The sequence below is a fragment of the Anoxybacter fermentans genome (genome assembly GCF_003991135.1).
GTDB classification, from domain to species: Bacteria; Bacillota; Halanaerobiia; order DY22613; family DY22613; genus Anoxybacter; species Anoxybacter fermentans.
In genome coordinates, this window is the sequence record NZ_CP016379.1 from 3,478,939 (window position 1) to 3,503,602 (window position 24,664).

Genomic DNA, 24,664 nt, shown 5'->3' on the forward strand with positions numbered 1-24,664 from the left:
TATTTTCCAAAAATTAATTGCCATATTGACTTAAATTTGTTACAATCTAATTGTACACAAAATTGTGCACATAATAAAGATTTTTTTGGGGATTATATCTTTAAGAGGAGTGAAAAATCATTGGAATTAATCCGCATTGGTGATAAAGTTATCAATAAAAATAAAATTTTTAGAATGATCGAAAAAATTTTAAATCTTCGCAGTCAGGGTCTTTCTCAAACAGAGGTAGCTAGAGAATTAGAAGTTGAACGGACTTTTATTTCAAGGTTAGAGAGCCTTGGGGAGGTGCATAAAGGTGGTAGGATAGCTATTGTTGGATTTCCAATTGCTAATGTAGAAGAGATTCGGGAGATGGCATTAAATGAGGGAGTAGAATTTGTTTTACTCATGTCAGAGAAGGAACGTTGGTCATTTATTAAAAGAGATGGGCTTGATATCTTTAATCAGATAATGGAGATTCTTATTCGTCTTAAGGAATATGATCTGGTTATTTTTTTAGGTTCAGATATGCGGATTGATCTGGCTGATACTTTATTGGAAGGAAAGGTTGTTGGGATTGAACTTGGTACTTCCCCTATTACAGAAGATAAATACATAGACCCGTCAATTCTTAAAAACATTATTAAGAATTTTCGAAAATAAAGGAGGGTGAATAGATGAAACATGTGGTCAGTATTAGTCTCGGTTCATCAGAAAGGGATCATGCAGTAGAAACGGAGATTTTAGGTGAAAAGTTTTTAATCGAACGCCGGGGAACTGATGGAGATATAAATAAAGCTATCCAGTTGTTTAAAGAAATGGATGGTAAAGTGGATGCTTTTGGGTTGGGCGGAATTGATCTTTACATTTATGCTGGTCAAAAACGTTATACATTTAGGGATGCAGAAAAGATTATTCGACATATCCGTCATACACCCGTAGTCGATGGCAGTGGACTTAAAAATACGCTGGAGCGAAAAGTGGTTCATTACCTTGCACAGGAGTATGGTTATGATTTAAAAGGTAAAAAGGTGCTTATGGTCTGCGCTGTGGATCGATTTGGTATGGCAGAAGCTTTGATTGAAGAGGGAAGTGATGTAACCTTTGGAGATATGATCTTTGCCTTGGGGATTCCGGTTCCTTTGAAATCTATTAAAAGTTTAAATCGGTTGGCCCGGGTACTTTGTCCTGTAATAACTAAACTACCGTTTAAGATGCTTTATCCTACTGGAAATAGACAAAAAGAAGAGAGCCAGGAACGTTTTAATTCATTTTATGAGGAGGCAGATATTATTGCGGGTGATTTCCACTATATTCGAAAATATTTACCAAAAGATATTCATGGAAAGTTGATTTTGACAAATACCGTGACCTCCCGTGATGTAGAGATGCTTAAATCACGTGGAGCCTGGATGTTGGTGACCACAACTCCTAACTTAAATGGTCGTTCTTTTGGAACCAATGTGATGGAAGCGGTTTTGGTCTCATTATCCGATAAAAAGCCCGCAGAATTAACTCCCGCTGACTATGATCGACTTTTGGATCAGATCGGATTTGTTCCCAGAATTGAAATTCTAAACCCTGTTCAGGAAAGTCAAACAATCGTATTGTAAATTAAATTTATTAAGGAGGTTAATATACTTGACCAAATTTGCCTTTATTATTCATCCATTGGATGTTGGTGATGTAAGCAGGAAGTTTCCCTGGATGAAGCATCTATCTGATAAAATGGTTGAAAATATTATGCGCTGTCTTCCTCCATTTACTGCATCTGAGATTACCGGAGTTCGCTCTGTTTTGGGTGAGGAGGTAGAAGGATGGTTTGTTGCCTGTCCTTTAACAGCAAGACAGATGGTGCAGTATCCGGAACATTATGTTTTAAAGAAAATTATTAAGGCCTGTAAAAAGGCCGAAAAATTAGGGGCAGAAATAATTGGCCTTGGAGCTTTTACATCGGTAGTAGGAGATAAGGGAATCAGTATTAGTCGGGCTCTAAATATCCCTGTAACAACCGGTAACTCTTACACTGTAGCTACGGCTTTGGAAAGTATTATTCTGGCTGCTCATGAAATGGGACTGGATTTAAAAGAGGAAAGGATAACTGTTGTGGGAGCTACTGGTTCTATTGGTCGAGCCTGTAGCAAAATATTGGCAGAAGAGTGTACTGAGATCAATCTTCTAGCCCGTACTGAAAAAAAATTATTCGAGTTGGCAGATGAGTTAACAGCTATTAATCCTGATATAAAGGTCAATATCTATTTACCGGAACAAATGAAGGAGTGTCTTTCTAAGTCCAGAATTATCCTGTCTGCTTCTGGAGCTGTTTGTGAATTGATTCAACCTGAAATGCTTCTCCCAGGCTCGGTAGTTTGTGATGTGGCTCGCCCCAGAGATGTGGCGGTAAAAGTTGCTGAGAAAAGAGATGATGTGCTGGTTATTGAAGGTGGTGTAGTAATGGTTCCTGGTCCTGTGGAGTTTAACCTTGATTTTGGATTTCCACCGAAGACCAGTTATGCCTGTATGGCTGAGACCATGATTCTGGCGTTAGAAAAACGTTTTGAGTGCTATTCTTTAGGACCTGAGTTAGAACTTGAAAAAATTCGTGAGATCTCAGATCTGGCCCGTAAACATGGATTTAAATTAGCGGGTTTGAGAAGCTTTGAACGGGCCATAACCCCTGAGGTTTTAAAACAAATTCGTAATCGAGTCAAAGAAGTTATTTGACTTGACAAATTTTAGAGAATAAATTATAATAAGTTATTAATGAAAGGCACATACTTAGTGTCAGAAATTTTTTCTGGCACTAATTTTTCTTGTGTAAAATCAATTTGTTAAATCCTGTTTTTAAGTTCAGGATAAATTTTAATAGAAAAGGAGACGGGTGTTATGGCGGAGGAAATTATTTTAACACGTGAAGGTTTCAAAAAATTAGAAGAAGAGTTAAATCATTTAAAAAATGTACGTCGTAGAGAGGTTGCTAAACGAATCAAACATGCCCGGGAGTTTGGAGATATCAGTGAAAATTCCGAATACGACGAAGCTAAGAATGAGCAGGCATTTGTCGAAGGTCGAATTCGTGAAATTGAGCATTTGTTGCGTAAGGCCAGGATTGCTGAAGAAGAGAGTGAAGCTGATGTAGTCTCTGTAGGTAAAACTGTAACATTGAAAGATTTAGACAATAATGAAGAGATTACATACAGCATTGTTGGTTCAGTAGAATCTGACCCATTGAACTACAAAATTTCTAACGAATCACCTTTAGGTAAGGCTATTATTGGTAAAAAAGTTGGTGATATCGTTGAGTTTGATGCTCCAATTGGTCGAGTTAGATATCGGATTATGGCATTAAAAAAGTAAAGACGTAAAAGGTAATAAGGAGGAATTATACAATGGAGTTTCAAGAACATGATTTAAATGAACTAATGTTACAAAGACGCCAAAAATTAAAGAAATTGAGAGAAAAGAATATCGAACCCTATGGAGATAAATTTGAATTTACCCATCATACTACTGATATCAAGGAAAACTTTGATGATTTGGAGGGTAAGGAAGTAACAATAGCAGGCCGTTTAATGGCAAAGCGTGGTCAGGGAAAAGCCAGTTTTGCTGAAGTAGCGGATATGCATGGTCGAATTCAGATTTATGTCAGGAAAAATATTGTAGGTGAGGACTTATATGAACTTTTTACTACATTAGATATTGGTGATATTATTGGTTTAACAGGTGAAGTCTTTAAAACCAGAACAGGTGAAATTACCATTCGTGTAAAGGAATTTAAATTATTAAGCAAATCATTGCGTCCTCTTCCTGAAAAATATCATGGTCTTAAAGATAAAGAATTGCGGTACCGTATGCGGTATCTTGACTTAATGATCAATCCGGAAGTAAAAAATACCTTTATTACCCGGAGTAAAATTATCCGGTCAATTCGTAACTATTTAGATGAACGTAATTTCCTGGAAGTAGAGACTCCTATGATGCATCCAATTGCCGGGGGAGCTAGTGCTCGTCCTTTTATTACCCATCATAATGCACTGGATATAGACCTTTATTTACGAATTGCTCCAGAACTATATTTAAAGCGGCTCATTGTTGGTGGTTTTGAGAGGGTTTATGAGATTAACCGTAATTTCCGTAACGAAGGAATGTCATATAAGCATAATCCTGAGTTTACTATGTTAGAACTTTATCAGGCTTATGCTGATTATCATGATATGATGGAATTGACTGAGAATTTATTTGCCCATGTGGCACAGGAAGTATTGGGAACAGTAAAAGTTACTTATCAAGGAGTTGAGATTGATCTGACTCCACCCTGGCGTCGATTGACCATGATCGATGCTGTAAAGGAATTTACAGGTGTTGATTTTAAGGAGATTGAGACAGATGAAGAAGCTCGTAAGGTTGCTAAAGAACTGGGTGTTGAAGTAGAACCGACCGCAAATTGGGGTGCTATTGTTAATGAAGTTTTTGAAGAAAAGGTAGAAAAGCACTTAATTCAACCTGTATTTATCATGGATCATCCGGTTGAGGTCTCTCCTCTGGCTAAGCGTCGGGAAGATGATCCACGGTTGACCTATCGTTTTGAAGGATACATTTTTGCTCGTGAGATGTGTAATGCTTTCTCCGAGTTAAATGATCCTATTGATCAAAAAGAGCGTTTTCTGGCTCAGGTAGCAAAACGGGAAGCTGGAGACGATGAAGCTCAGATGATGGATGAAGATTTCATTCGTGCTTTAGAATATGGTATGCCACCAACCGGCGGACTCGGAATAGGTATTGACAGAATGGTTATGCTTTTAACTGATTCTCCATCTATTCGTGATGTTATCTTATTCCCAACGATGCGTCCGGAAAAATAATTAGAACAAGCCAGGTAGATTTAGCTCTACCTGGTTTTTTATAGTATGATTTGTGACTTTATGCTCTAATCTGGGTACTGAATATGAAAAAATCTTGACTTAAAAATTTTTTAAAAAACCTCTTGACAAGTATGACAATAAATGATATGATACTAGGTGTCGCGACAATAAGCGACAGGAAAAAATGACCTTTGAAAAGTGAACAGCAATCAGCCAGAAGATTTCCTTTGAGTTAAGGAAACTAAGCGCTTTAAAGTGCTTAAGATAGATTTTGTTTGGAGAGTTTGATCCTGGCTCAGGACGAACGCTGGCGGCGTGCCTAACACATGCAAGTCGAACGGCCTGCTCTGACGGAGGCCTTCGGGCTGAAGTTGGAAGTCAGGCAGTGGCGGACGGGTGAGTAACGCGTGGGTAATCTACCTCCGAAACGGGGATAACCCACCGAAAGGTGGGCTAATACCGGATGAGCTTCCGGGGACGCATGTTCCTGGAAGGAAAGGTGGCGTTAAGCTGCCGATCGGAGATGAGCCCGCGTCCCATTAGCTAGTTGGTGAGGTAACGGCTCACCAAGGCGACGATGGGTAGCCGGCCTGAGAGGGTGTACGGCCACACTGGGACTGAGACACGGCCCAGACTCCTACGGGAGGCAGCAGTGGGGAATATTCCGCAATGGGGGAAACCCTGACGGAGCAACGCCGCGTGGGTGAAGAAGTTCTTCGGAACGTAAAGCCCTGTCATGAGGGAAGAAAGGCCGCATGTTTAAGAGATGTGCGGTTTGACGGTACCTCATAAGAAAGCTCCGGCTAACTACGTGCCAGCAGCCGCGGTAATACGTAGGGAGCGAGCGTTGTCCGGAATTACTGGGCGTAAAGGGCGCGTAGGCGGTCTGGTAAGTCAAATGTGAAATACACTGGCTTAACCAGTGGGCTGCGTTTGAAACTGCCGGACTAGAGGTCAGGAGAGGAGAGTGGAATTCCTGGTGTAGCGGTGAAATGCGTAGATATCAGGAAGAACACCGGTGGCGAAGGCGGCTCTCTGGCCTGTACCTGACGCTGAGGCGCGAAAGCGTGGGGAGCGAACGGGATTAGATACCCCGGTAGTCCACGCCGTAAACGATGGATACTAAGTGTTGGGGGTTTAGATACCCTCAGTGCTGTAGCTAACGCGATAAGTATCCCGCCTGGGGAGTACGGTCGCAAGACTGAAACTCAAAGGAATTGACGGGGGCCCGCACAAGCGGTGGAGCATGTGGTTTAATTCGAAGCAACGCGAAGAACCTTACCAGGGCTTGACATCCCGTGACTACCTGTGAAAGCAGGGTCTGGCTCTTTGAGCCACACGGTGACAGGTGGTGCATGGTTGTCGTCAGCTCGTGTCGTGAGATGTTGGGTTAAGTCCCGCAACGAGCGCAACCCCTGTCCTTAGTTGCCAGCGGGTAAAGCCGGGGACTCTAAGGAGACTGCCGGTGACAAACCGGAGGAAGGTGGGGATGACGTCAAATCATCATGCCCTTTATGCCCTGGGCTACACACGTGCTACAATGGGCTGTACAAAGGGTTGCGAAGCCGCGAGGTGGAGCTAATCCCAAAAAGCAGCTCTCAGTTCGGATTGCAGGCTGCAACTCGCCTGCATGAAGCCGGAATCGCTAGTAATCGCAGGTCAGCATACTGCGGTGAATACGTTCCCGGGCCTTGTACACACCGCCCGTCACACCACCCGAGTTGGATGCACCAGAAGTCGCTGTCCTAACCGATGAGGGGGGAGGCGCCAAAGGTGTGTCTGGTGAGGGGGGTGAAGTCGTAACAAGGTAGCCGTACCGGAAGGTGCGGCTGGATCACCTCCTTTCTAAGGAGAAGAGAGTGCTGATTGCTGTTCACTTTTGAGAGGTCATAAGCCTTTCAGTCTGTACTTTGAAAACTGCATATTGGGGTTCGAGATAGATCAAGCTGTAAAGGGCATACGGTGGATGCCTAGGCGCCAGGAGCCGACGAAGGACGTGGTAAGCTGCGAAAAGCCCCGGTGAGCTGCAAACAAGCGTAGACCCGGGGATGTCCGAATGGGGTAACCCACCACAGGTAATGCTGTGGTATCACACACTGAATGCATAGGTGTGTGAGGGCAAGCGGGGGAACTGAAACATCTTAGTACCCCGAGGAGAAGAAAGCAAAAGCGATTCCCTGAGTAGCGGCGAGCGAAAGGGGAGGAGCCCAAACCCATGTAGTGTAGAAGGGTGCAGCCGTTGCTACATGGGGGTTTAGGACCTCAACGGACAGTCTGCACGCTGTCAGGGGTTAAACTGAGAGTCTAGCCGAACTGTCTGGGAAGGCAGGCCATAGAAGGTGAGAGCCCTGTAGGCGAAAGGCTTGAAGACCCTGTTGAGGATCCAGAGTACCACGGGACACGTGGAACCCTGTGGGAAGATAGGAGGACCATCTCCGAAGGCTAAATACTCCCTGGCGACCGATAGTGAAGAAGTACCGTGAGGGAAAGGTGAAAAGAACCCCGGGAGGGGAGTGAAATAGAACCTGAAACCGTATGCCTACAAGCAGTGGGAGGACTATTAGAAAGTCTGACCGCGTACTTTTTGTAGAACGGACCGGCGAGTTATGGCATGTAGCGTAGAGGTTAAGCCGAAAGGGGCGAAGCCGTAGGGAAACCGAGTCTGAAGAGGGCGCAAGTTACATGCCATAGACCCGAAACCAGGTGATCTATCCATGGCCAGGGTGAAGCAGGTGTAAGAGTCTGTGGAGGCCCGAACCACATTGACGTTGAAAAGTCATGGGATGAGCTGTGGATAGGGGTGAAAAGCCAATCGAACCTGGAGATAGCTGGTTCTCCCCGAAATAGCTTTAGGGCTAGCCTCAGGTGTTAGGTATCGGCGGTAGAGCACTGATTGAGCTAGGGGCCCTGAAAGGTTACCGAACTCATTCAAACTCCGAACACCGATACCGAAGAGCCTGGGAGTCAGACTATGTGGGATAAGCTTCATAGTCGAGAGGGGAACAGCCCAGACCGCCAGCTAAGGCCCCCAAGTACAGGCTAAGTGGGAAAGGATGTGGGACTGCATAGACAACCAGGATGTTGGCTTAGAAGCAGCCATTCATTTAAAGAGTGCGTAATAGCTCACTGGTCGAGTGGTTCTGCGCCGAAAATGTAGCGGGGCTAAGCCTGTCGCCGAAGCTGCGGATTCGCGTAAGCGGATGGTAGGGGAGCATTCTATACGGGGCGAAGCCGTACCGTAAGGAGCGGTGGACTGTATAGAAGAGAGAATGCCGGTATGAGTAGCGATAAGGGGAGTGAGAATCTCCCCCGCCGAAAGCCTGAGGATTCCTGAGGAAGGTTCGTCCGCTCAGGGTAAGCCGGGACCTAAGCTGAGGCCGAAAGGCGTAGGCGATGGACAATCGGTTGAGATTCCGATGCCGCCTAATTGGCGTTTGAGCGAAGCGGTGACGCAGAAGGATAGGCCAGCACAGTGGTGGAATACTGTGTCCAAGCATGTAGGAGGGCCGGATAGGCAAATCCGTCCGGCTGTTAACTCTGAGGTGTGATGGGGAGCCCTGAAATGGGGCGAAGTGGCTGATTCCCCGCTGCCGAGAAAAGCCGCTAGCGAGCCAATGGGCGCCCGTACCGCAAACCGACACAGGTGGGCGAGGAGAGAATCCTAAGGCGCGCGAGAGAACCCCCGTTAAGGAACTCGGCAAAATGACTCCGTAACTTCGGGAGAAGGAGTGCTCCGAGTAGGAGAAGCGGCGAGCCCGCGGATTCGAAAGGAGTTGCAGAGAATAGGCCCAGGCGACTGTTTACCAAAAACACAGGTCTCTGCTAAGTCGCAAGACGAAGTATAGGGGCTGACGCCTGCCCGGTGCTGGAAGGTCAAGGGGAGATGTTAGCCATTAGAGGCGAAGCATCGAACTTAAGCCCCAGTAAACGGCGGCCGTAACTATAACGGTCCTAAGGTAGCGAAATTCCTTGTCGGGTAAGTTCCGACCTGCACGAATGGCGTAACGACCTGGGCGCTGTCTCAACGGGGGACTCGGCGAAATTGTAGTGTGAGTGAAGATGCTCACTACCCGCGGCAGGACGGAAAGACCCCGTGGAGCTTTACTGCAGCCTGATATTGGATTTTGGTACAGCATGTACAGGATAGGTGGGAGGCGTAGAAGCCAGCACGCCAGTGTTGGTGGAGCCGTCGGTGGGATACCACTCTTGCTGTGCTGGAATTCTAACCAGATACCGTGATCCGGTATTGGGACATTGTCAGGTGGGCAGTTTGACTGGGGCGGTCGCCTCCTAAAAGGTAACGGAGGCGCCCAAAGGTTCCCTCAGTGCGGTCGGAAATCGCACGTAGAGTGTAAAGGCAGAAGGGAGCTTGACTGCGAGACAGACAGGTCGAGCAGGTACGAAAGTAGGGCTTAGTGATCCGGCGGTAGAGGATGGAATTGCCGTCGCTCAACGGATAAAAGTTACCCCGGGGATAACAGGCTTATCTCCCCCAAGAGTTCACATCGACGGGGAGGTTTGGCACCTCGATGTCGGCTCGTCGCATCCTGGGGCTGAAGCAGGTCCCAAGGGTTTGGCTGTTCGCCAATTAAAGCGGTACGCGAGCTGGGTTCAGAACGTCGTGAGACAGTTCGGTCCCTATCCGCCGCGGGCGTAGGATATTTGAGAGGATCTGTCCCTAGTACGAGAGGACCGGGATGGACGCACCGCTGGTGTACCAGTTGTCCCGCCAGGGGCACCGCTGGGTAGCTATGTGCGGAGTGGATAAACGCTGAAAGCATCTAAGCGTGAAGCCACCCTCAAGATTAGATATCCCGCTGAGTTAATCAGGTAAGACCCCTGGAAGATTACCAGGTAGATAGGCCGGAGGTGTAAGGGCAGTGATGTCCTTAGCTGACCGGTACTAATAGGTCGAGGGCTTGATCTATCGAAGATCCCAGTATGCAGTTTTGAAAGTACAGAGTTAGGAGAATGGTCTTGACAAAGTTGATGTGATGTAGTAGAATAAGAGATGTGAATGAGAAAAGGTAATAAAGTTTCCCGTGACGATAGCGGAGGGGCCACACCTGTTCCCATTCCGAACACAGAAGTTAAGCCCTCCAGCGCTGATGGTACTGCAGGGGAGACCCTGTGGGAGAGTAGGACGTTGCGGGAACTTTTTAAATAGCATTCCCCAATAGCTCAGCTGGTAGAGCAACTGGCTGTTAACCAGTGGGTCGCAGGTTCGAGTCCTGCTTGGGGAGCCATTTTTATGTCATTAAAGCCTGGATTTTTCCAGGTTTTTTTAATGTCAAGGAAATTATCATTTATTTCGACTGAGATCGAACTGTAGGTGGTTTGAAAAATTTTTTCTGAAGAGTAACACATGTTGATTGTGATAGAGTGTCCGAAGATTATTTGCGGATGTGGTCAAATATAAATAGTAAATCCTAAAATTAGTATCAGGTGATAATTTAATGTTGAAAGTATATTTTTTATACGTTATAATAGATATAGTTGTATCTTATAAAATATAAAAATTTTCTACAGTAGTGAAAAAATGGCTTATTTTTTTATTTAATATAGTCATTTTTTGACATATTACAAATAACTTATAAGTAAATATGTAATCTATCATTACTAATTATGTTATACAAAAGATATCACAATTAACGTCAATTAATAAAGATACTATACTATAATAATATCATTTATGTTGGTCAATCCAGTTGAAACTGGCATTATTTGATAATAGTTTATAATATTCAGAGGTAGTATTTAGAATTATTGATTGATTAAATTGCAAAAAACTAATTGAGCTATATAGAAATTTTTCGTTAAACCATATTAATTTCGACTGAAATCGAATATTAGATGATTCGAAAAATTTCTTTATAAAGTGAAAAATTAGTTTTTTGTAGTAAAATCTTGATTGTAATTTTAATCGTTAATAAAAAGATATTGTTAATTAATGGTAGTCATATCTGCATCTTTCATATATTATGGGTGAAGAGTATTGACCAATGAACTATTATTTTATCACCAATGATTTTTTTTTATGAAAACAGAAAAAGTTCAGGAGGGAGAATATGAAAAAAGAGGTGATAGTTGTAAAAAAGTTAACAAAATATTATAAACGAAAAGTAAAAAAAGAAGATAGTTTTTGGAAGCATTTGATAAAACGCGATTATGAGGTTGTAAAAGCTTTAAAGGAAATTGATTTAAGCATATCCGAAGGTGAGATTGTTGGTTATGTTGGCTTGAATGGTGCTGGAAAATCAACTACTATTAAACTTCTGACTGGTATTCTTCACCCTGATTCTGGAAGTATAGAAGTTTTCGGTATGAATCCTTTCAAACATCGCCAGAGAATAGTGGCGAGAATAGGAGTAATGTTTGGGCAAAGGAGTCATCTATTATGGGATTTACCTTTAATTCATTCTCTGGATTTATTAAAGAAAATTTATAATATTCCGGATAATATTTATCAAGAGAGTATTGAGTTGGCTAAAAAATATTTGGGTATAGGTGATTTGCTAAAAATTCCCGTGAGAACTATGAGTTTAGGGCAAAGAATTCGGGGAGAATTTACAGCTATTATGCTACATCAACCAGAAATTCTTTTTCTAGATGAACCAACTATTGGTCTGGATGTTATTACTAAAAATGAAATAAAAAAATTATTGCATTACTTAAATGAAGAAAAGGGTTGTACTATATTTTTGACGACACATGATCTTCGGGATATTGAAAAGATATGTAAAAGAGTAGTAGTATTGGATGAAGGCAGAATTATTTTGGATGATCAGGTTAATAATTTATTAAATAAAGTTGAATCTCAATTTTTATCAGTTACCTTTGCTGATATGAGAGTACCTGAATCATTATTGCAATTTGAAGGTATTGAAGTGTTGAGTAAAGATAAAAATGTTGCCCGAATTAAATATGACCGTAAATATTATACTATAGAATCATTGCTAAAAAAATTGATGACAAATTATAACATTGAAGGTTTTTATTTAGAACAGCCTGATTTAGAAGAGATTATTCTCAATCTTTATAAATCCAGAAGAAATAAGGTGGTTGTTTAATATGAAGTACCTGGCATATGTTGAATCCAGGATAAAAATAGGAAAGAATTATAAATTTAATTTTTATTCGATGATTGTGAGTACTTTAATTATGTTCTTTGTTGAATATGCATTATGGCGTGCGGTTTTTTTTAGTAAAGATCAAATAGTAGGTCTCACCTTTGGGAAGATATTTCAATATCTTATTTTCGGGCATATTCTTCGAAAATTTTTAGGTGGGGGGGTTGACCGGGAAATAGGTGAAAATTTTAAAGAAGGAAAGATTGTTATTGATTTGGTTAAGCCTATTAATATCGTTTATAAAACTTTGTTTTACGATCTGGGGCGAGGTTTATTAGAAGTATTTACAGTGGGAGTTCCATTTATAGTAATTTTATTTATGGGCTATCAATACATAGAATTTAGTTTTAAGAAAGTATGTTTATATATTTTAATGTGTATTTTTGGTTATATTATCTACTTTTTAATAAATTTTATTTTTGGATTAGTATGTTTTTGGACTAAATCTATCATTGGTATCACCAGTTTGAAAATTGCTATCTGGGGAATTCTCTCTGGTACTTTTATTCCGTTTGAATTATATCCAGAGTGGTTATTAAATTTAGCAAATGTACTTCCCTTTAGGGCAACTTATTATATTCCTGTATCAATTTGGATTAAATCTACTCATTTTGAGCAAGTTTTAAGATTAATGGGAATACAGCTTTTCTGGATTATTATCTTAGCAACTATTGTTTCTGTTTTGGAAAAAATTGCATTGAAAACCTATGTGGTACAAGGAGGTTAATTGGATGTTGCGTTATTGGAAATGTTTTTGTGCTTATTTTAAGGCAAATTTATTAACCTGGGCAGAATATAGATTGGATTTTCTTGCACTGAATGTTTCAAATATTATTTATCTGGTTGTAGGGGTAATTAATATTGAAATACTTTTTACTCAAGTAGATAATATAATGGGATGGAATAAATATCATATATTCTGGATGCTGGGTTTTTATTATTTGGTTAAAACACTCTGGAATACATTATTCATCAATACTTTGGATATAGGTTATTGGGTTCGTAGTGGAAAACTGGATTTATTTATGGTTCGCCCCTTAAATCCGTTATTTCAGTTAATTTGTACTGGTCGGTATAATACAGAATTTGCTCTTGATGAGTTGGTATTAGGACTTGGTTTGATAATTTATGCGAATAACCATTTAGGAATTGTTTGGGATTCAGGTTCTATTGCTTACTTTATCATTTCACTAATGAGTGGTGTATTGGTGTATGGTGGTATAATATTTTTATTATCCTGTATTTCGCTATGGACTATACAGAGTGATACTCTTTTTGAATTTATTTACAACCTGGAACGTTTAATTGAATATCCAATTGACATATATGGAGTATTTATTAAATATTTCTTAACCTTTGTTTTACCTCTGGGATTTGTAAGTTTTTATCCAGCTCAGTTTTTCTTTAATGTAGGTAATTATAGGTGGTTTATTTTCGCTGAACCTTTTATAGGAGTTGTACTTACTGTACTAGGACTAGCTATTTGGAAGCAGGGGCTTAAGGGTTATCAAAGTACTGGTTCCTAAATTTAAAGGGTGGGACTGTTTTTTATGAGAAACTAAAATCTCTGGGAAAAATTTACATCTGCGATAGCAGAAAGTATTTAATAACATCAGATATTGCAAAAGATTTGCAGACTTAGAGAAAATGAAGAACGGATAAATATACCATAAAAAAGAGGAAAAAGGTCACGGGAGGAAATAAGGCAATTATGTAGAATTTATTTCAATAAAGACTAAAAAGGAAAGGCAGGTAGGGAAGATGAAAAAGTTTTCAATCTTGTTATTACTCTGTTTTCTTTTAATAAGTGAACAAGTTGGAGCTACTGAACTGGTAGGTCCAAAGGCTTTTGGTATGGGGGGAGCTTTTACAGCAGTGGCCGATGATGCTAGTAGTTTATATTGGAACCCCGCTGGTCTAACCAGTAGTGGTTTTTTGGGAGGAGAGGTTTCTTTTGGAGCAAGTACTTCCTCACTTAAAGATTTTGCTGATCTGACCCAAACTTTTGGAAATGGTGATTATTTAAAACTGTTAAACGAATTAGAAAAAGGCAAGAATTTTGCCGGACGTTTAACTGGATTTATCGGTGCAAATCTAAAAAAATTTAGTGGCGGTATTATTATTAATGAAGAACTGCGGTTCAATACCAATGATGCTATAGGTTATCGTTATTCTGAGAAGATTGGAAACATAGGTATGGCAGTAGACCTGACCAGACCGATTTTAAATCTGGGTCGACTTTCTATTGGTGCTAATTTTAAAATTATCCAGCGTGATAAATATCAGTATCAATACAATTATAACAGTGGAGAATTTGAATTACTCAGTCAGACTCCGAGTAAAAGCCAGGAATTGGGACTGGATGTAGGTGCTCTTGGTCGAGTTACTAATATTTTAAATGTGGCTTTGGTGGCGAGAAATTTAAAGGTGACTTTAAAAGAAGATGACCAATTCCATATGAGTTTAAAAGCACCTGAATCCATTACCCTTGGTGCTGCATTAAAACTGCCCGTGCCATTTGCCGCAACTTTGGCAGCTGACTTAGAACATGTTTTTGGCACTGAAGACGAAGCTGGAAACCCGGTTGATGCGGTTGATATTTTACATTTGGGTTTAGAAAAGCGTCTTTTCTTTAATGCTCTATCTTTACGGGCGGGAGTTTATGGTCCATTCCAGACCTCTGAGAGAGCTTTTAAAGATAAGTTGACTTATACTGCAGGATTAGGCTTGAACATTTTGGCTTTCCATGTAAATGGCGCTTTAGGGGTTTCTAATGACTTTGAGAATATGCATGGGACTTTATCGGCATCGGTTAAGTTTTGATGGTTTTGATATGGGTATAAAAAATAGTCGTCTTAAACCCCGTATTTTATTAAGAGGGGTAAGGCGACTATTTTTATTTCTATTTCCCTAATAAATTATGTGGTTTTACTGCAAAAAGCTAATTTTGAGCACCATAGAAATTTTTCTTTAAACCATCTTATTTCGACTGAAATTGAGCTTTAGATGGTTCGAAAAATTTCTTTATGAAGCGAAAAATTAGCTTTTTGCAGTTTAATCATTATGTTCTTTAGCCTAATTTTTTGAAAAGTAACTTCAGCCTTCCTGTTTTCTGATATTTAAAAATTAACTCCATTGTTTTACCTGCTACATCACCGGTAATTTCAATACATTGCTTAATATGCTCCTTACTACCAAACTTGAAATTTCTAGTTAGTACACGGCAGCAGGTACTTTTGTAGTTCTTTTTAAACCAATCGTGAAGTTCTCTGGCAGCAGGATAGATTTTGGGACATTTTTTTCCAGGCTCAGTCCGACCAAATACTAGTCCCAGAGCCATCACTCCGCCGCTTATGGCTCCACATACACAACCCGACTCGCCGATTCCTGCTGGGAAACCAGAGGCTAATTTGACAATTTCATCTGGAAATGGTTTTTCAAGTAGCTCATTTATTGTGTAAAGAACTGCTTCAGCACAGAGAAATTCACCTTTTTTATATCTTTCTGCGGCAAGTTTTCTTGCTTTTTGGATCATTTGTTCTTCTGTCATTTTTAAAACCTCCCAGGCTTTTAATCGATATAGTATGATTTCATTGCAAAAAGCTAATTTTTCGAGTCGTCTAAAGTTCGATTTCGGTGTAATTCATATTCGATTCATGGATGATTAAACTGCAAAAAGTTAATTTTGAATTGTTAAACCATCTTAGTAAGATTGAAAAGAATGGCCTCATATGAGGATGAGTGTGTCTTATTTTGACTGAAATCGAACTTTAGATGGTTCGAAAAATTTTTTTATAAAGTGAAGAATTAGCTTTTTGCAGTAAAACCATGGATTGGTTTATCATATTAAGTAAGATGGTTTAACAACTCAAAATTAGCTTTTCGCGGTTTAATTATTTAAATTCAAAGTTGAACCCTTAATTTCCTGCAATTTTTATTGAAAGTTTTAAAAGTAGCTTATTCTTAGAAGGTAAAATACTGGCTCTTTTTTATATTTCCAAGAAAAAAGGAAATAATAAATGAATAAGTGAGCTAATCGCTGAAATTAGGAATTATAAGCCAAAAAAAGATTTTTTTTGACCTTTTTTGACCTTGAATATATACATGATTAGGAATATAATGTAAATAGAAAAGGTCAAAGATAGTCAAAATCAAAGGATGGTGGTAGTGGTGAGTAGCCTGGTGCAGCGGATAGAAAACTACATTAAAAAACTTTTAAACCAGTCGGATGGTCGGTTGCGTGTGAGACGAAGGGAGTTAGCTGATCACTTCAAATGTGTTCCTTCCCAGATTAACTATGTCTTAAAGACCAGATTTACCATTGAACGGGGATACATTGTAGAGAGCCAACGGGGTGGGGGCGGTTTTATCGAAATTCGTAAACTGGTTTTTGACCATCCTGAGGAAGATTTTCTCTATTCTGCTCTTGAGCTGATCGGTGATGAACTAAGTCAACAGCAGGCTTTGAATCTAATTCATAATCTAGAAGAGAGGAAGATTTTAACCAAACGTGAGAGTGCGATTTTGCAGTCCATGCTGCATCGGAGGAATTTGAATATTGAACTGCCCTATCGGGATTATCTAAGAGCCAGACTTTTAAAAGCTGCTCTGGGTGCCATCATGAAGACCGATGATTAAAAATAAACATAATAAAAAAAGGAGGTTTTGATAAATGTTATGTCAAAATTGTGGAGAACGAACTGCCAGTGTGCATGTTACAAGGATTATAAATGGTGAAAAAACTGAGTTATATTTATGTGAACAGTGTGCCCGGGAAAAAGGTGAATTGGATTTTGCTACTGATCCATTTTCCTTCCATAATCTCTTGGCGGGAATTTTAAAACCAGAAATACATCCGGGACGAAGTTTTATTCAGACAGATGGAGATCAGTGTAAAAACTGTCAAATGAGTTTTGCTGAATTTGGGAGAATAGGTCGATTTGGGTGTAGTGAATGTTATAACGAATTTGATTTCAGGTTGGATCAATTGCTTAGGCGGATTCACGGAAGTGCCCGGCATACCGGTAAAATTCCTGAAAGAAAAGGAAAAACCATTTTGATCAAAAAGAAGATTAAAGAGTTGCGGAATGAACTTGAACGTGCTGTTGCTAAAGAAGAATTTGAAAGAGCAGCAGAACTTAGAGACCGCATTCGTGAACTTGAAAGGCGGAGTATGTTTCAAGACGGAGGTGAAGGCTAATGTCTTTGCGTGACCTGATTAATAAAGAATTAAGTAAATGGATGCTGGCACCCGGGCCAGAGTCGGATGTAGTTATAAGTAGTAGAGTTCGTCTAGCTCGTAATATTACAGGAATTCCTTTTCCCAATCGTGCCACACCCGAACAGGCAAAACAGGTCTACAACCAGGTACAAAAAGCGTTAGAAGATCGTACTGCTTTTAATTTAAAATTGGTTGATTTAAGCCGGTTATCCGAGATTGAACGTACTGCGATGATGGAAAAACATCTGATTAGCCCCATGCATGCTGAAGGAGGACAATACAAAGGTGTAGCCTTCAGCGAAGATGAAGTCATTAGTGTGATGATCAATGAAGAGGATCATATAAGAGCCCAGGTGCTATATCCGGGATTTCAGGTTGAAGAAGCATATCGGGTTGTAAATCAACTGGATAATTTTCTCGAATCTAAGTTAGATTTTGCCTTTTCAGAGAAATATGGATATTTGACTGCCTGTCCAACTAATGTGGGAACGGGAATGAGAGCTTCGGTGATGGTACATTTACCCGGTTTGAATCTTGCTAACCGGATTCAGCAGATGCTTCAGGGAGTTTCTAAATTGGGGCTTACTGTAAGAGGAGTATTTGGTGAGGGAACAGAGGCACAGGGCAATTTATATCAAATCTCAAATCAGGTTACTTTAGGACGGACAGAAGAAGAGATCATTGATAATTTAAATCGGGTAACTGAAAAGATCATAGAAAATGAACGTTATTGGCGACAACAGCTTTTAAAAGAACGTAAAGATGATTTAACAGACCGGATTATGCGTTCTTATGGATTGCTCATGTATGCTCATAAAATGAGTAGTGAAGAAGCTGTCCGTTTGCTTTCTGATGTAAGGTTAGGTATAGACTTGGGTATAATTAAAAATGTTGAACCGAATGTCTTTAGTGAATTGATTGTTTTAACCCGTCCGGGATATTTACAAAAAATTGAAAATAAAACTTTGAAACCGGAAGAGCGTGATATTCGACGGGCAGCTTTGATACGTAAAAGGTTACGGTTAACTCAAAGTTAAGTTAAGGTTATATTGCAAAAAGTTAATTTTTCGCTTAAAGAGAAATTCTTCGAACTATCTAAAGCTCGATTTCAGTCGAAATAAGATTCCCTAATCAAAGGGCTCTCCTGGCCCTTGATTAGCTCATCCCTCCTGTGATGAGGCCTTATTTCGACTTCAATCTCGCTAAGATGGTTTAGTGAAAAATTTCTATATCGCTCAAAATTAACTTTTTGCAGTAGAATCAGTTAATTAAATTCTTAAAATGGAGGTGGGATTTAATGTTTGGAAGATTTACTGAAAGAGCAAAAAGGGTCATGTTGCTGGCTGAAGAAGAAGCTAAAAGGTTAAACCATGGATATGTTGGTACAGAACATCTTTTATTGGGGTTAATCAGGGAAGGTCAGGGTGTAGCGGCTAGAGCTTTAGCAGAAGTAGGTATTAATTTTGATCAGGTCAGGGCCGAGGTTGAAAAAATTATTGGTCGGGGAGATTATCCAGTGGAAGGTAAATTGGGCTTTACTCCTCGCTCTAAAAAAGTATTGAACTTATCTTTAGATGAAGCAAGACAGTTAGGACATAATTATATCGGTACCGAGCATCTCCTTTTAGGATTAATCAGAGAAGGTGAGGGTGTAGCTGCACGGGTTTTAAAGGAACTGGGAGCTGATTTAAACTCAGTACGTAATACAGTTATAAAGCTTTTAGGCGGTCCTCAGAAGATGACAGGTGGTGCTCAAGGGGGTAGAACCCGGAGCAATACACCTACTCTAGACGAGTTTGGTCGAGATTTGACCGAGATGGCTGAACAGGGCAAACTGGATCCTGTTATTGGCCGTGAAAAAGAGATTGAACGGGTAATTCAGATTTTGAGCCGCCGTACCAAAAACAATCCATGCCTTATTGGAGAGCCTGGAGTTGGTAAAACTGCTATTGCTGAAGGTCTTGCCCAGCGGATTGTTGAAGAGAATGTGCCCGAAAACTTATTGGATAAACGGATTGTGTCATTGGATCTGGGTTCTTTGGTAGCCGGTTCTAAATATCGGGGTGAATTTGAAAAGCGGATGAAAGCTATTATTGAGGAGATTCGCCAGGCTGGGGATGTAATTATCTTTATTGATGAGATTCATACTCTTGTTGGTGCAGGAGCAGCTGAAGGTGCTATCGATGCGGCTAATATTTTAAAACCTGCTCTGGCACGTGGTGAGATTCAGTGTATTGGTGCTACCACTCTGGATGAATACCGTAAATATATCGAAAAGGATGCAGCATTGGAACGCCGTTTCCAGGCAATTTTAGTCGAAGAATCAACAGTAGAAGAGACTATAAAAATTCTCGAAGGTTTACGAGATGTCTATGAAGCTCATCATAGAGTTAAGATTACCGATGAAGCTATTAGAGCTGCTGCTTATCTATCTGACCGTTATATTACCAATCGTTTCTTGCCGGATAAAGCCATCGACCTGGTTGATGAAGCAGCTTCTAAAGTCCGGTTACGGCAAAATACCCGTCCCCCAAAGATCAAAGAATTGAGTGCACGGTTGGAAGATATTGAAAAGGAAAAGGAAGCAGCAGTTAAGGCTCAGGAGTTTGAAAAAGCTGCTCGTCTCCGTGATGAGGAAAAGAAACTGAGGGAAGAACTGGAAGCTACCCGTAAAGAATGGACACAAAAGAAGGGGATCGATCAATCTGTAGTGACAGAAAATGAGATTGCCGAAGTGGTTTCAAACTGGACTGGAATTCCTGTAAATAAAATGACAATAGAAGAGTCAGAAAGACTCCTACACTTAGAAGAAGAGCTTCATAAAAGAGTGGTTGGTCAGGATGAGGCAATTGTGGCAGTTTCCAAAGCTATTCGGCGTGCCCGTGCTGGATTGAAAGATCCGAAACGGCCAATTGGTTCCTTTATCTTCCTTGGTCCGACTGGTGTTGGTAAAACAGAGCTGGCCCGGGCATTGGCTGAAGCCATGTTTAATGATGAGGATGCGATGATTAGAATTGATATGTCAGAGTATATGGAAAAACATGCCGTTTCCCGTCTGATTGGTGCGCCTCCGGGATATGTAGGTTATGATGAAGGTGGTCAGTTAACAGAACAGGTTCGCCGTCGTCCATATTCTGTTATTCTATTAGATGAGATTGAAAAAGCTCATCCAGAAGTATTCAATGTTCTCCTTCAGGTTCTGGAAGATGGACATTTGACTGATGCTCAGGGGCGGAAAGTGGACTTTAAAAATACCGTTATTATCATGACTTCCAATGTAGGAGCCACTATGATAGAAAAAGGTCGAATGGGCTTTGTTACTGAAACTGAAGAAGAAAGAGAGAAAAATCAATATGAGAAGATGAAAGAACGGGTTATGGGTGAACTTCGCCGGACCTTCAGGCCTGAGTTCTTAAATCGGATTGATGAAGTCATTGTCTTCCATGCACTAAATAAAGAACATATTAAAGCCATAGTTGATCTGATGCTTAATGAATTGAATGAAAAATTAAAAGACCGGAATATGAAAATTGAAGTTACACCAGCAGCTAGAGAATATCTAGCAGAAGAGGGATTTGATTCTGAATTTGGTGCACGTCCTTTAAGAAGAGCAATTCAACGGCTAATTGAAAATCCTCTCTCTGAAAAAATACTGGAAGGTGAATTTAAAGAAAATGATACAATTTTAATCGATGTCGAAAACAAGGAAATCAAATTTATGAAAAAATAGAATAACATCTTGTAAATTGCTACTAAAAATGTTATAATAAAAGATAGTTTTAGTATCTGGAGGTTCGCTAAATGGCGAAGAAAAAAACCCGGTTTATCTGTCAGAAATGTGGATATGAGGCAATAAAATGGTATGGCCAGTGCCCTGATTGTAAAGAATGGAATACACTGGTAGAAGAAATTGTTACTTCTCAACAGAGAAAAGAACGACCAACATTGGTTAATCCGCCTCAATCAATTAGAAAACTTAAAACTGACAGATATCAACGATTAAAAACATTATTAGGTGAGCTTGACCGGGTTTTGGGTGGAGGTATTGTCCCCGGGTCTTTAATCCTGATAGGAGGGGATCCGGGGATTGGTAAATCTACTCTTCTTTTACAGGTAGCGGATCGGATTGCCCGGGATTACGGTAAGGTTTTATATGTAACAGGAGAAGAATCGGGTAGTCAAGTTCGCATGCGAGCTGAGAGACTGAAGACAATGTGTGAGAAATTATATGTTCAATCTGAGAATAATATATTTACCATTGAAGAGGGAATAAATAAAATTAATCCCATTATGGTGATTGTTGATTCTATACAAACGATATTTAATCCGGATTTGAGTTCAGCTCCCGGTAGTATAAGCCAGGTGAGGGAGACTTCATCTCATTTAATGCGGATAGCTAAAGAAAGAGGTATCCCCATTTTTGTTGTGGGGCATGTGACTAAGGAAGGAAGTTTAGCTGGCCCTAGAGTTTTAGAACATATGGTGGATACAGTACTTTATTTTGAAGGTGACCGCCATCATTCCTATCGGATTTTGCGGGCAGTCAAAAATCGTTTCGGCTCGACAAATGAGATAGGTATTTTTGAAATGCAGCAGACCGGTCTTATAGAAGTACCCAATCCTTCAGAGGTATTTCTTTCCGAACGGCCCCAGGGAGCTTCTGGATCAGTAGTTATCCCCTCAGTAGAAGGTAGTCGTCCCATTCTTATTGAATTACAGGCTTTAGTTAGTTCTGCTAACTTTGCTACTCCACAGCGGATGACAGCTGGAGTAGATCGTAACAGGGTTGCACTGGTATTGGCTGTTTTGGAGAAAAAGATAGGTATGTATATCCAGAGTCAGGATGTTTATATTAATGTGGTTGGAGGGGTCAGGTTGAGTGAACCTGCCCTTGATTTAGGAATTGCTGTTGCCTGTGCTTCGAGTTACCGTGAAAAACCGATCGATTCTAAAGTTGCAATTGTGGGTGAAGTAGGATTGGCCGGAGAAATACGGGCAGTCCAGCAGATTGAAGCCAGAGTTAAAGAAGCAAAAAAATTGGGTTTTACCAGGGTGATCATGCCCTGGAGTAATTATAAAGCTATGGACTTTGACCCTGAGATGGAATTAGTAGGAGTCAAAGATCTAAATGAAGCATTATCTTTATTGTTGGGAGGTGAATAAATGGATGAGAAATTGATGGAGGTATTAAAAATTATTGCACCGGGGACTCCTTTCCGGGAAGGTCTGGAAAATATCTTGCGGGCAAAAACAGGTGCGTTGATTGTTGTTGGAGATAGTGAAGAAGTATTGGGAATAGTAGACGGTGGGTTCAATATTAATTGTGAACTAACTCCTGCCAGGTTATATGAATTGGCCAAAATGGATGGGGCCATTATTTTAAATAAAACTGCGGACCGGATTCTTATTGCTAATGCACAGTTGGTACCGGATCCTTCGATCGCTTCATTTGAAACGGGAATCAGACACCGGACTGCAGAACGTGTAGCCCGTCAAACTGGTGAATTGATTATCTCTATTTCCCAACGCCGGGATATTATTTCTCTTTATTACGGAGATTCAAAATATGTTTTGGAGGATATTAGAGTTATTCTTTCCAAAGGTAATCAGGCAATTCAAACACTGGAAAAGTATCGTTCTGTCCTTGATAAGGTATTGAACAATTTAAGTTCACTTGAGTTTGATGATCTGGTTACTCTAGCTGATGTTACAAAAGTACTACAGAGAATTGAAATGGTTTTACGAATTCAAAAAGAGATTGAAGGTTATATCTGTGAGTTAGGAACTGAAGGTCGCCTTCTTAAGATGCAATTAGAAGAATTGATGGCAAATGTACGGGAAGAAGGTGTTTTAATTATTCGAGATTATATTCATGAAGATTTACTTGCGCAAAAAGAAGAAGAATCGGACAAACTGGATGAAGAATCAATAGCAGAAGAAAAAACTGAAAAAATAGAAAAAGAAAGGGATAAAATAAAGAAAAAGAGCCGGGAGATGATTGCTGAGGAGATTATCGATGAACTGATTGACTGGTTTTCTGATGATTTGTTAAGTTTATCTACAATTAGCAAGGCATTAGGTTATGGCAGTACATTAAATGTCCTGGATCAATTTATTACTCCTAGAGGTTATCGATTATTACGAAAGATACCACGTCTACCAATGCCTGTCATAGAAAATCTGGTTCAGACTTTAGGAAATTTTCAGCGTATTTTGAATGCTTCCATTGATGAACTGGATGATGTAGAAGGTATCGGTGAAGTACGGGCCAAAGCTATAAAAGAAGGACTGCGCCATTTGCGGGATCGGGTTGGTTTAGATAAATATGTCTAAATAGGTATAATTTTTTTTAAAAATGGAAAAAATATCTCTAAAGGGTTAACGGAGATTATATATTCCAAGGGTTTTAATTCGGTTTAGTTCTTTATTTAAGATCTCTCTGAAATCCAGATTTAAAAGTTCGCAGAGAGCAGAGGTGTAGAACATCACTTTGCCCAATTCGTCTTCAATTATGTCTTGACAGTTTTGACAAAGCTGTCCTTCTAAATGATCATCCAGATATTCCTTTAATTCTGAGAAGCTAATATCTTCTGGTATTTTCTGTTTTTCTGCATGTATTTGAATACAGCCGCAACTGGTAACTGCTTTTATGATAGCACGATTGGTTCTAGCATTGGTTTCCTGGAATTTGGATAAAACATCGAGAATACTCTGATGCCGAACCAGAGAATAACGAACTTCTTTTTGAAATGAACTACAGAGTTTATTACAATCATTCTGCTTTTTCAATGTACTCACTCCCCGGTATTCTTTTTCTTTCATTATAGTTTTAACTGTGAATGATTGTCAAGGAATTTAATTAATTTATATAATTTGTTTAGGATGAATTTTTACTAATGGACTGAATTGACACCTGAAATAGGTGGGTGTTATAATAATAAATAGGAATTTAATGGATTTATCAGGAGGTTTTTAACTTATGTTTAAAGTTGGTGATAAAGTAGTATACCCCAAACATGGGGCAGGAACAATTATTGGGGTAGAGGAGCGAGAAGTTTTAGGTAAAAAGCAGCAGTACTATATTATCGATTTGTCTATTGGTGGATTGACTGCAATGCTGCCAATTAATAAGGCAGAGAAGTTGGGAATTCGTAAGGTTATTGATGAAGATGAAGTTAAAGAAGTAATTAATGTTTTAAAAGGCGATAAAAGTAAGATGTCAAAAAATTGGAATCGCCGTTATCGAAATAACTTAGAGAAGATTAAAACCGGGGATATTTATGAAGTTACGGAAGTTGTACGTAATTTGACATTACGTGATATGGAGAAGGGATTATCAACTGGTGAGAAAAAAATGTTGAATAATGCAAGACAAATTTTAATAAGTGAATTAGTATTGGCCAAGGAGATGGACGAGGAGCAAGTAGAGGCCATGATAAATGATATTTTTTATTCCGATGATAAAAGTTAAC

At 40.0% G+C, this 24,664-nt stretch carries 18 protein-coding genes, 1 tRNA gene and 3 rRNA genes; 20 read left to right on the forward strand and 2 right to left on the reverse strand.

Annotated elements, in window-relative coordinates; translation table 11 throughout:
- Positions 1–120: 120 nt before the first annotated feature.
- The 13 genes from BBF96_RS15850 (at position 121) to BBF96_RS15910 (ending at position 14,794) form a co-directional block, all read left to right on the forward strand.
- On the forward strand, positions 121–642 hold the full coding sequence (locus BBF96_RS15850; RefSeq protein WP_127018041.1) for a helix-turn-helix domain-containing protein: 522 nt from the start codon (positions 121–123) through the stop codon (positions 640–642).
- A gap of 14 nt (positions 643–656) precedes the next feature.
- Positions 657–1,592 (forward strand): quinate 5-dehydrogenase, encoded by a 936-nt coding sequence (locus BBF96_RS15855; RefSeq protein WP_127018042.1) that lies wholly within the window; start codon positions 657–659, stop codon positions 1,590–1,592.
- A 28-nt stretch (positions 1,593–1,620) separates the two neighbouring features.
- On the forward strand, positions 1,621–2,703 hold the full coding sequence (locus BBF96_RS15860) for a polysaccharide biosynthesis protein (RefSeq protein WP_127018043.1): 1,083 nt from the start codon (positions 1,621–1,623) through the stop codon (positions 2,701–2,703).
- 162 nt (positions 2,704–2,865) lie between these two features.
- Positions 2,866–3,336 (forward strand): transcription elongation factor GreA, encoded by a 471-nt coding sequence (gene greA, locus BBF96_RS15865; RefSeq protein ID WP_127018044.1) that lies wholly within the window; start codon positions 2,866–2,868, stop codon positions 3,334–3,336.
- A 32-nt stretch (positions 3,337–3,368) separates the two neighbouring features.
- Positions 3,369–4,841, forward strand: coding sequence for a lysine--tRNA ligase (lysS, locus tag BBF96_RS15870; protein ID WP_127018045.1), 1,473 nt, complete (start codon positions 3,369–3,371; stop codon positions 4,839–4,841).
- A 272-nt stretch (positions 4,842–5,113) separates the two neighbouring features.
- Positions 5,114–6,686, forward strand: a 16S ribosomal RNA gene (locus BBF96_RS15875).
- A 94-nt stretch (positions 6,687–6,780) separates the two neighbouring features.
- Positions 6,781–9,768: ribosomal RNA gene (locus BBF96_RS15880) — 23S ribosomal RNA — on the forward strand.
- Between the two features lie 111 nt (positions 9,769–9,879).
- Positions 9,880–9,996 (forward strand): 5S ribosomal RNA (gene rrf, locus BBF96_RS15885).
- Together the 16S, 23S and 5S rRNA genes with 1 tRNA gene alongside form the textbook arrangement of a ribosomal RNA operon.
- Before the next feature lie 15 nt (positions 9,997–10,011).
- Positions 10,012–10,087 (forward strand) — tRNA-Asn (locus BBF96_RS15890).
- A gap of 822 nt (positions 10,088–10,909) precedes the next feature.
- The gene (locus tag BBF96_RS15895) at positions 10,910–11,911 is read left to right on the forward strand and encodes an ABC transporter ATP-binding protein (RefSeq protein WP_127018046.1); all 1,002 of its coding nucleotides are present in this window, start codon (positions 10,910–10,912) and stop codon (positions 11,909–11,911) included.
- 1 nt (position 11,912) lies between these two features.
- Positions 11,913–12,698 carry an ABC transporter permease gene (locus tag BBF96_RS15900; RefSeq protein WP_127018047.1) on the forward strand — a complete coding sequence of 262 codons (786 nt, stop codon included), beginning with the start codon at positions 11,913–11,915 and terminating at the stop codon, positions 12,696–12,698.
- A gap of 4 nt (positions 12,699–12,702) precedes the next feature.
- Positions 12,703–13,497 (forward strand): ABC transporter permease, encoded by a 795-nt coding sequence (locus BBF96_RS15905; protein WP_164731148.1) that lies wholly within the window; start codon positions 12,703–12,705, stop codon positions 13,495–13,497.
- A gap of 235 nt (positions 13,498–13,732) precedes the next feature.
- A complete protein-coding gene (locus BBF96_RS15910) occupies positions 13,733–14,794 on the forward strand; it encodes a PorV/PorQ family protein (RefSeq protein ID WP_127018049.1) in 1,062 nt (353 codons plus the stop codon).
- Positions 14,795–15,041: 247 nt separating this feature from the next.
- On the opposite strand, the gene BBF96_RS15915 is transcribed toward BBF96_RS15910, so the two are convergent.
- Positions 15,042–15,521, reverse strand: a complete 480-nt coding sequence (locus tag BBF96_RS15915; RefSeq protein WP_127018050.1) for a C-GCAxxG-C-C family protein — start codon at positions 15,519–15,521, stop codon at positions 15,042–15,044.
- Between the two features lie 620 nt (positions 15,522–16,141).
- Between BBF96_RS15915 and BBF96_RS15920 the strand changes: the two genes are divergently transcribed.
- The 6 genes from BBF96_RS15920 (at position 16,142) to disA (ending at position 23,525) form a co-directional block, all read left to right on the forward strand.
- Positions 16,142–16,609, forward strand: a complete 468-nt coding sequence (locus BBF96_RS15920; RefSeq protein WP_236777847.1) for a CtsR family transcriptional regulator — start codon at positions 16,142–16,144, stop codon at positions 16,607–16,609.
- A gap of 34 nt (positions 16,610–16,643) precedes the next feature.
- Positions 16,644–17,171: a UvrB/UvrC motif-containing protein gene (locus tag BBF96_RS15925; protein WP_127018052.1), complete on the forward strand. Its 528-nt coding sequence runs from the start codon at positions 16,644–16,646 to the stop codon at positions 17,169–17,171.
- Complete coding sequence (locus BBF96_RS15930; RefSeq protein ID WP_127018053.1) at positions 17,171–18,229, forward strand: protein arginine kinase; 1,059 nt, start codon at positions 17,171–17,173, stop codon at positions 18,227–18,229. Before BBF96_RS15925 ends, BBF96_RS15930 begins: the two co-directional genes overlap by 1 nt.
- 260 nt (positions 18,230–18,489) lie before the next feature.
- On the forward strand, positions 18,490–20,922 hold the full coding sequence (locus BBF96_RS15935; protein ID WP_127018054.1) for an ATP-dependent Clp protease ATP-binding subunit: 2,433 nt from the start codon (positions 18,490–18,492) through the stop codon (positions 20,920–20,922).
- Between the two features lie 71 nt (positions 20,923–20,993).
- A complete protein-coding gene (gene radA / locus BBF96_RS15940) occupies positions 20,994–22,355 on the forward strand; it encodes a DNA repair protein RadA (RefSeq protein WP_127018055.1) in 1,362 nt (453 codons plus the stop codon).
- Positions 22,356–23,525 (forward strand): DNA integrity scanning diadenylate cyclase DisA, encoded by a 1,170-nt coding sequence (gene disA, locus BBF96_RS15945; RefSeq protein ID WP_127018056.1) that lies wholly within the window; start codon positions 22,356–22,358, stop codon positions 23,523–23,525.
- A gap of 45 nt (positions 23,526–23,570) precedes the next feature.
- On the opposite strand, the gene BBF96_RS15950 is transcribed toward disA, so the two are convergent.
- Positions 23,571–23,981 carry a nucleoside triphosphate pyrophosphohydrolase family protein gene (locus tag BBF96_RS15950; protein ID WP_205665663.1) on the reverse strand — a complete coding sequence of 137 codons (411 nt, stop codon included), beginning with the start codon at positions 23,979–23,981 and terminating at the stop codon, positions 23,571–23,573.
- Positions 23,982–24,171: 190 nt separating this feature from the next.
- Here BBF96_RS15950 and BBF96_RS15955 point away from each other — a divergent pair, with 190 nt between their 5' ends.
- Positions 24,172–24,663 carry a CarD family transcriptional regulator gene (locus tag BBF96_RS15955; RefSeq protein ID WP_127018057.1) on the forward strand — a complete coding sequence of 164 codons (492 nt, stop codon included), beginning with the start codon at positions 24,172–24,174 and terminating at the stop codon, positions 24,661–24,663.
- Position 24,664 lies beyond the last annotated feature (1 nt).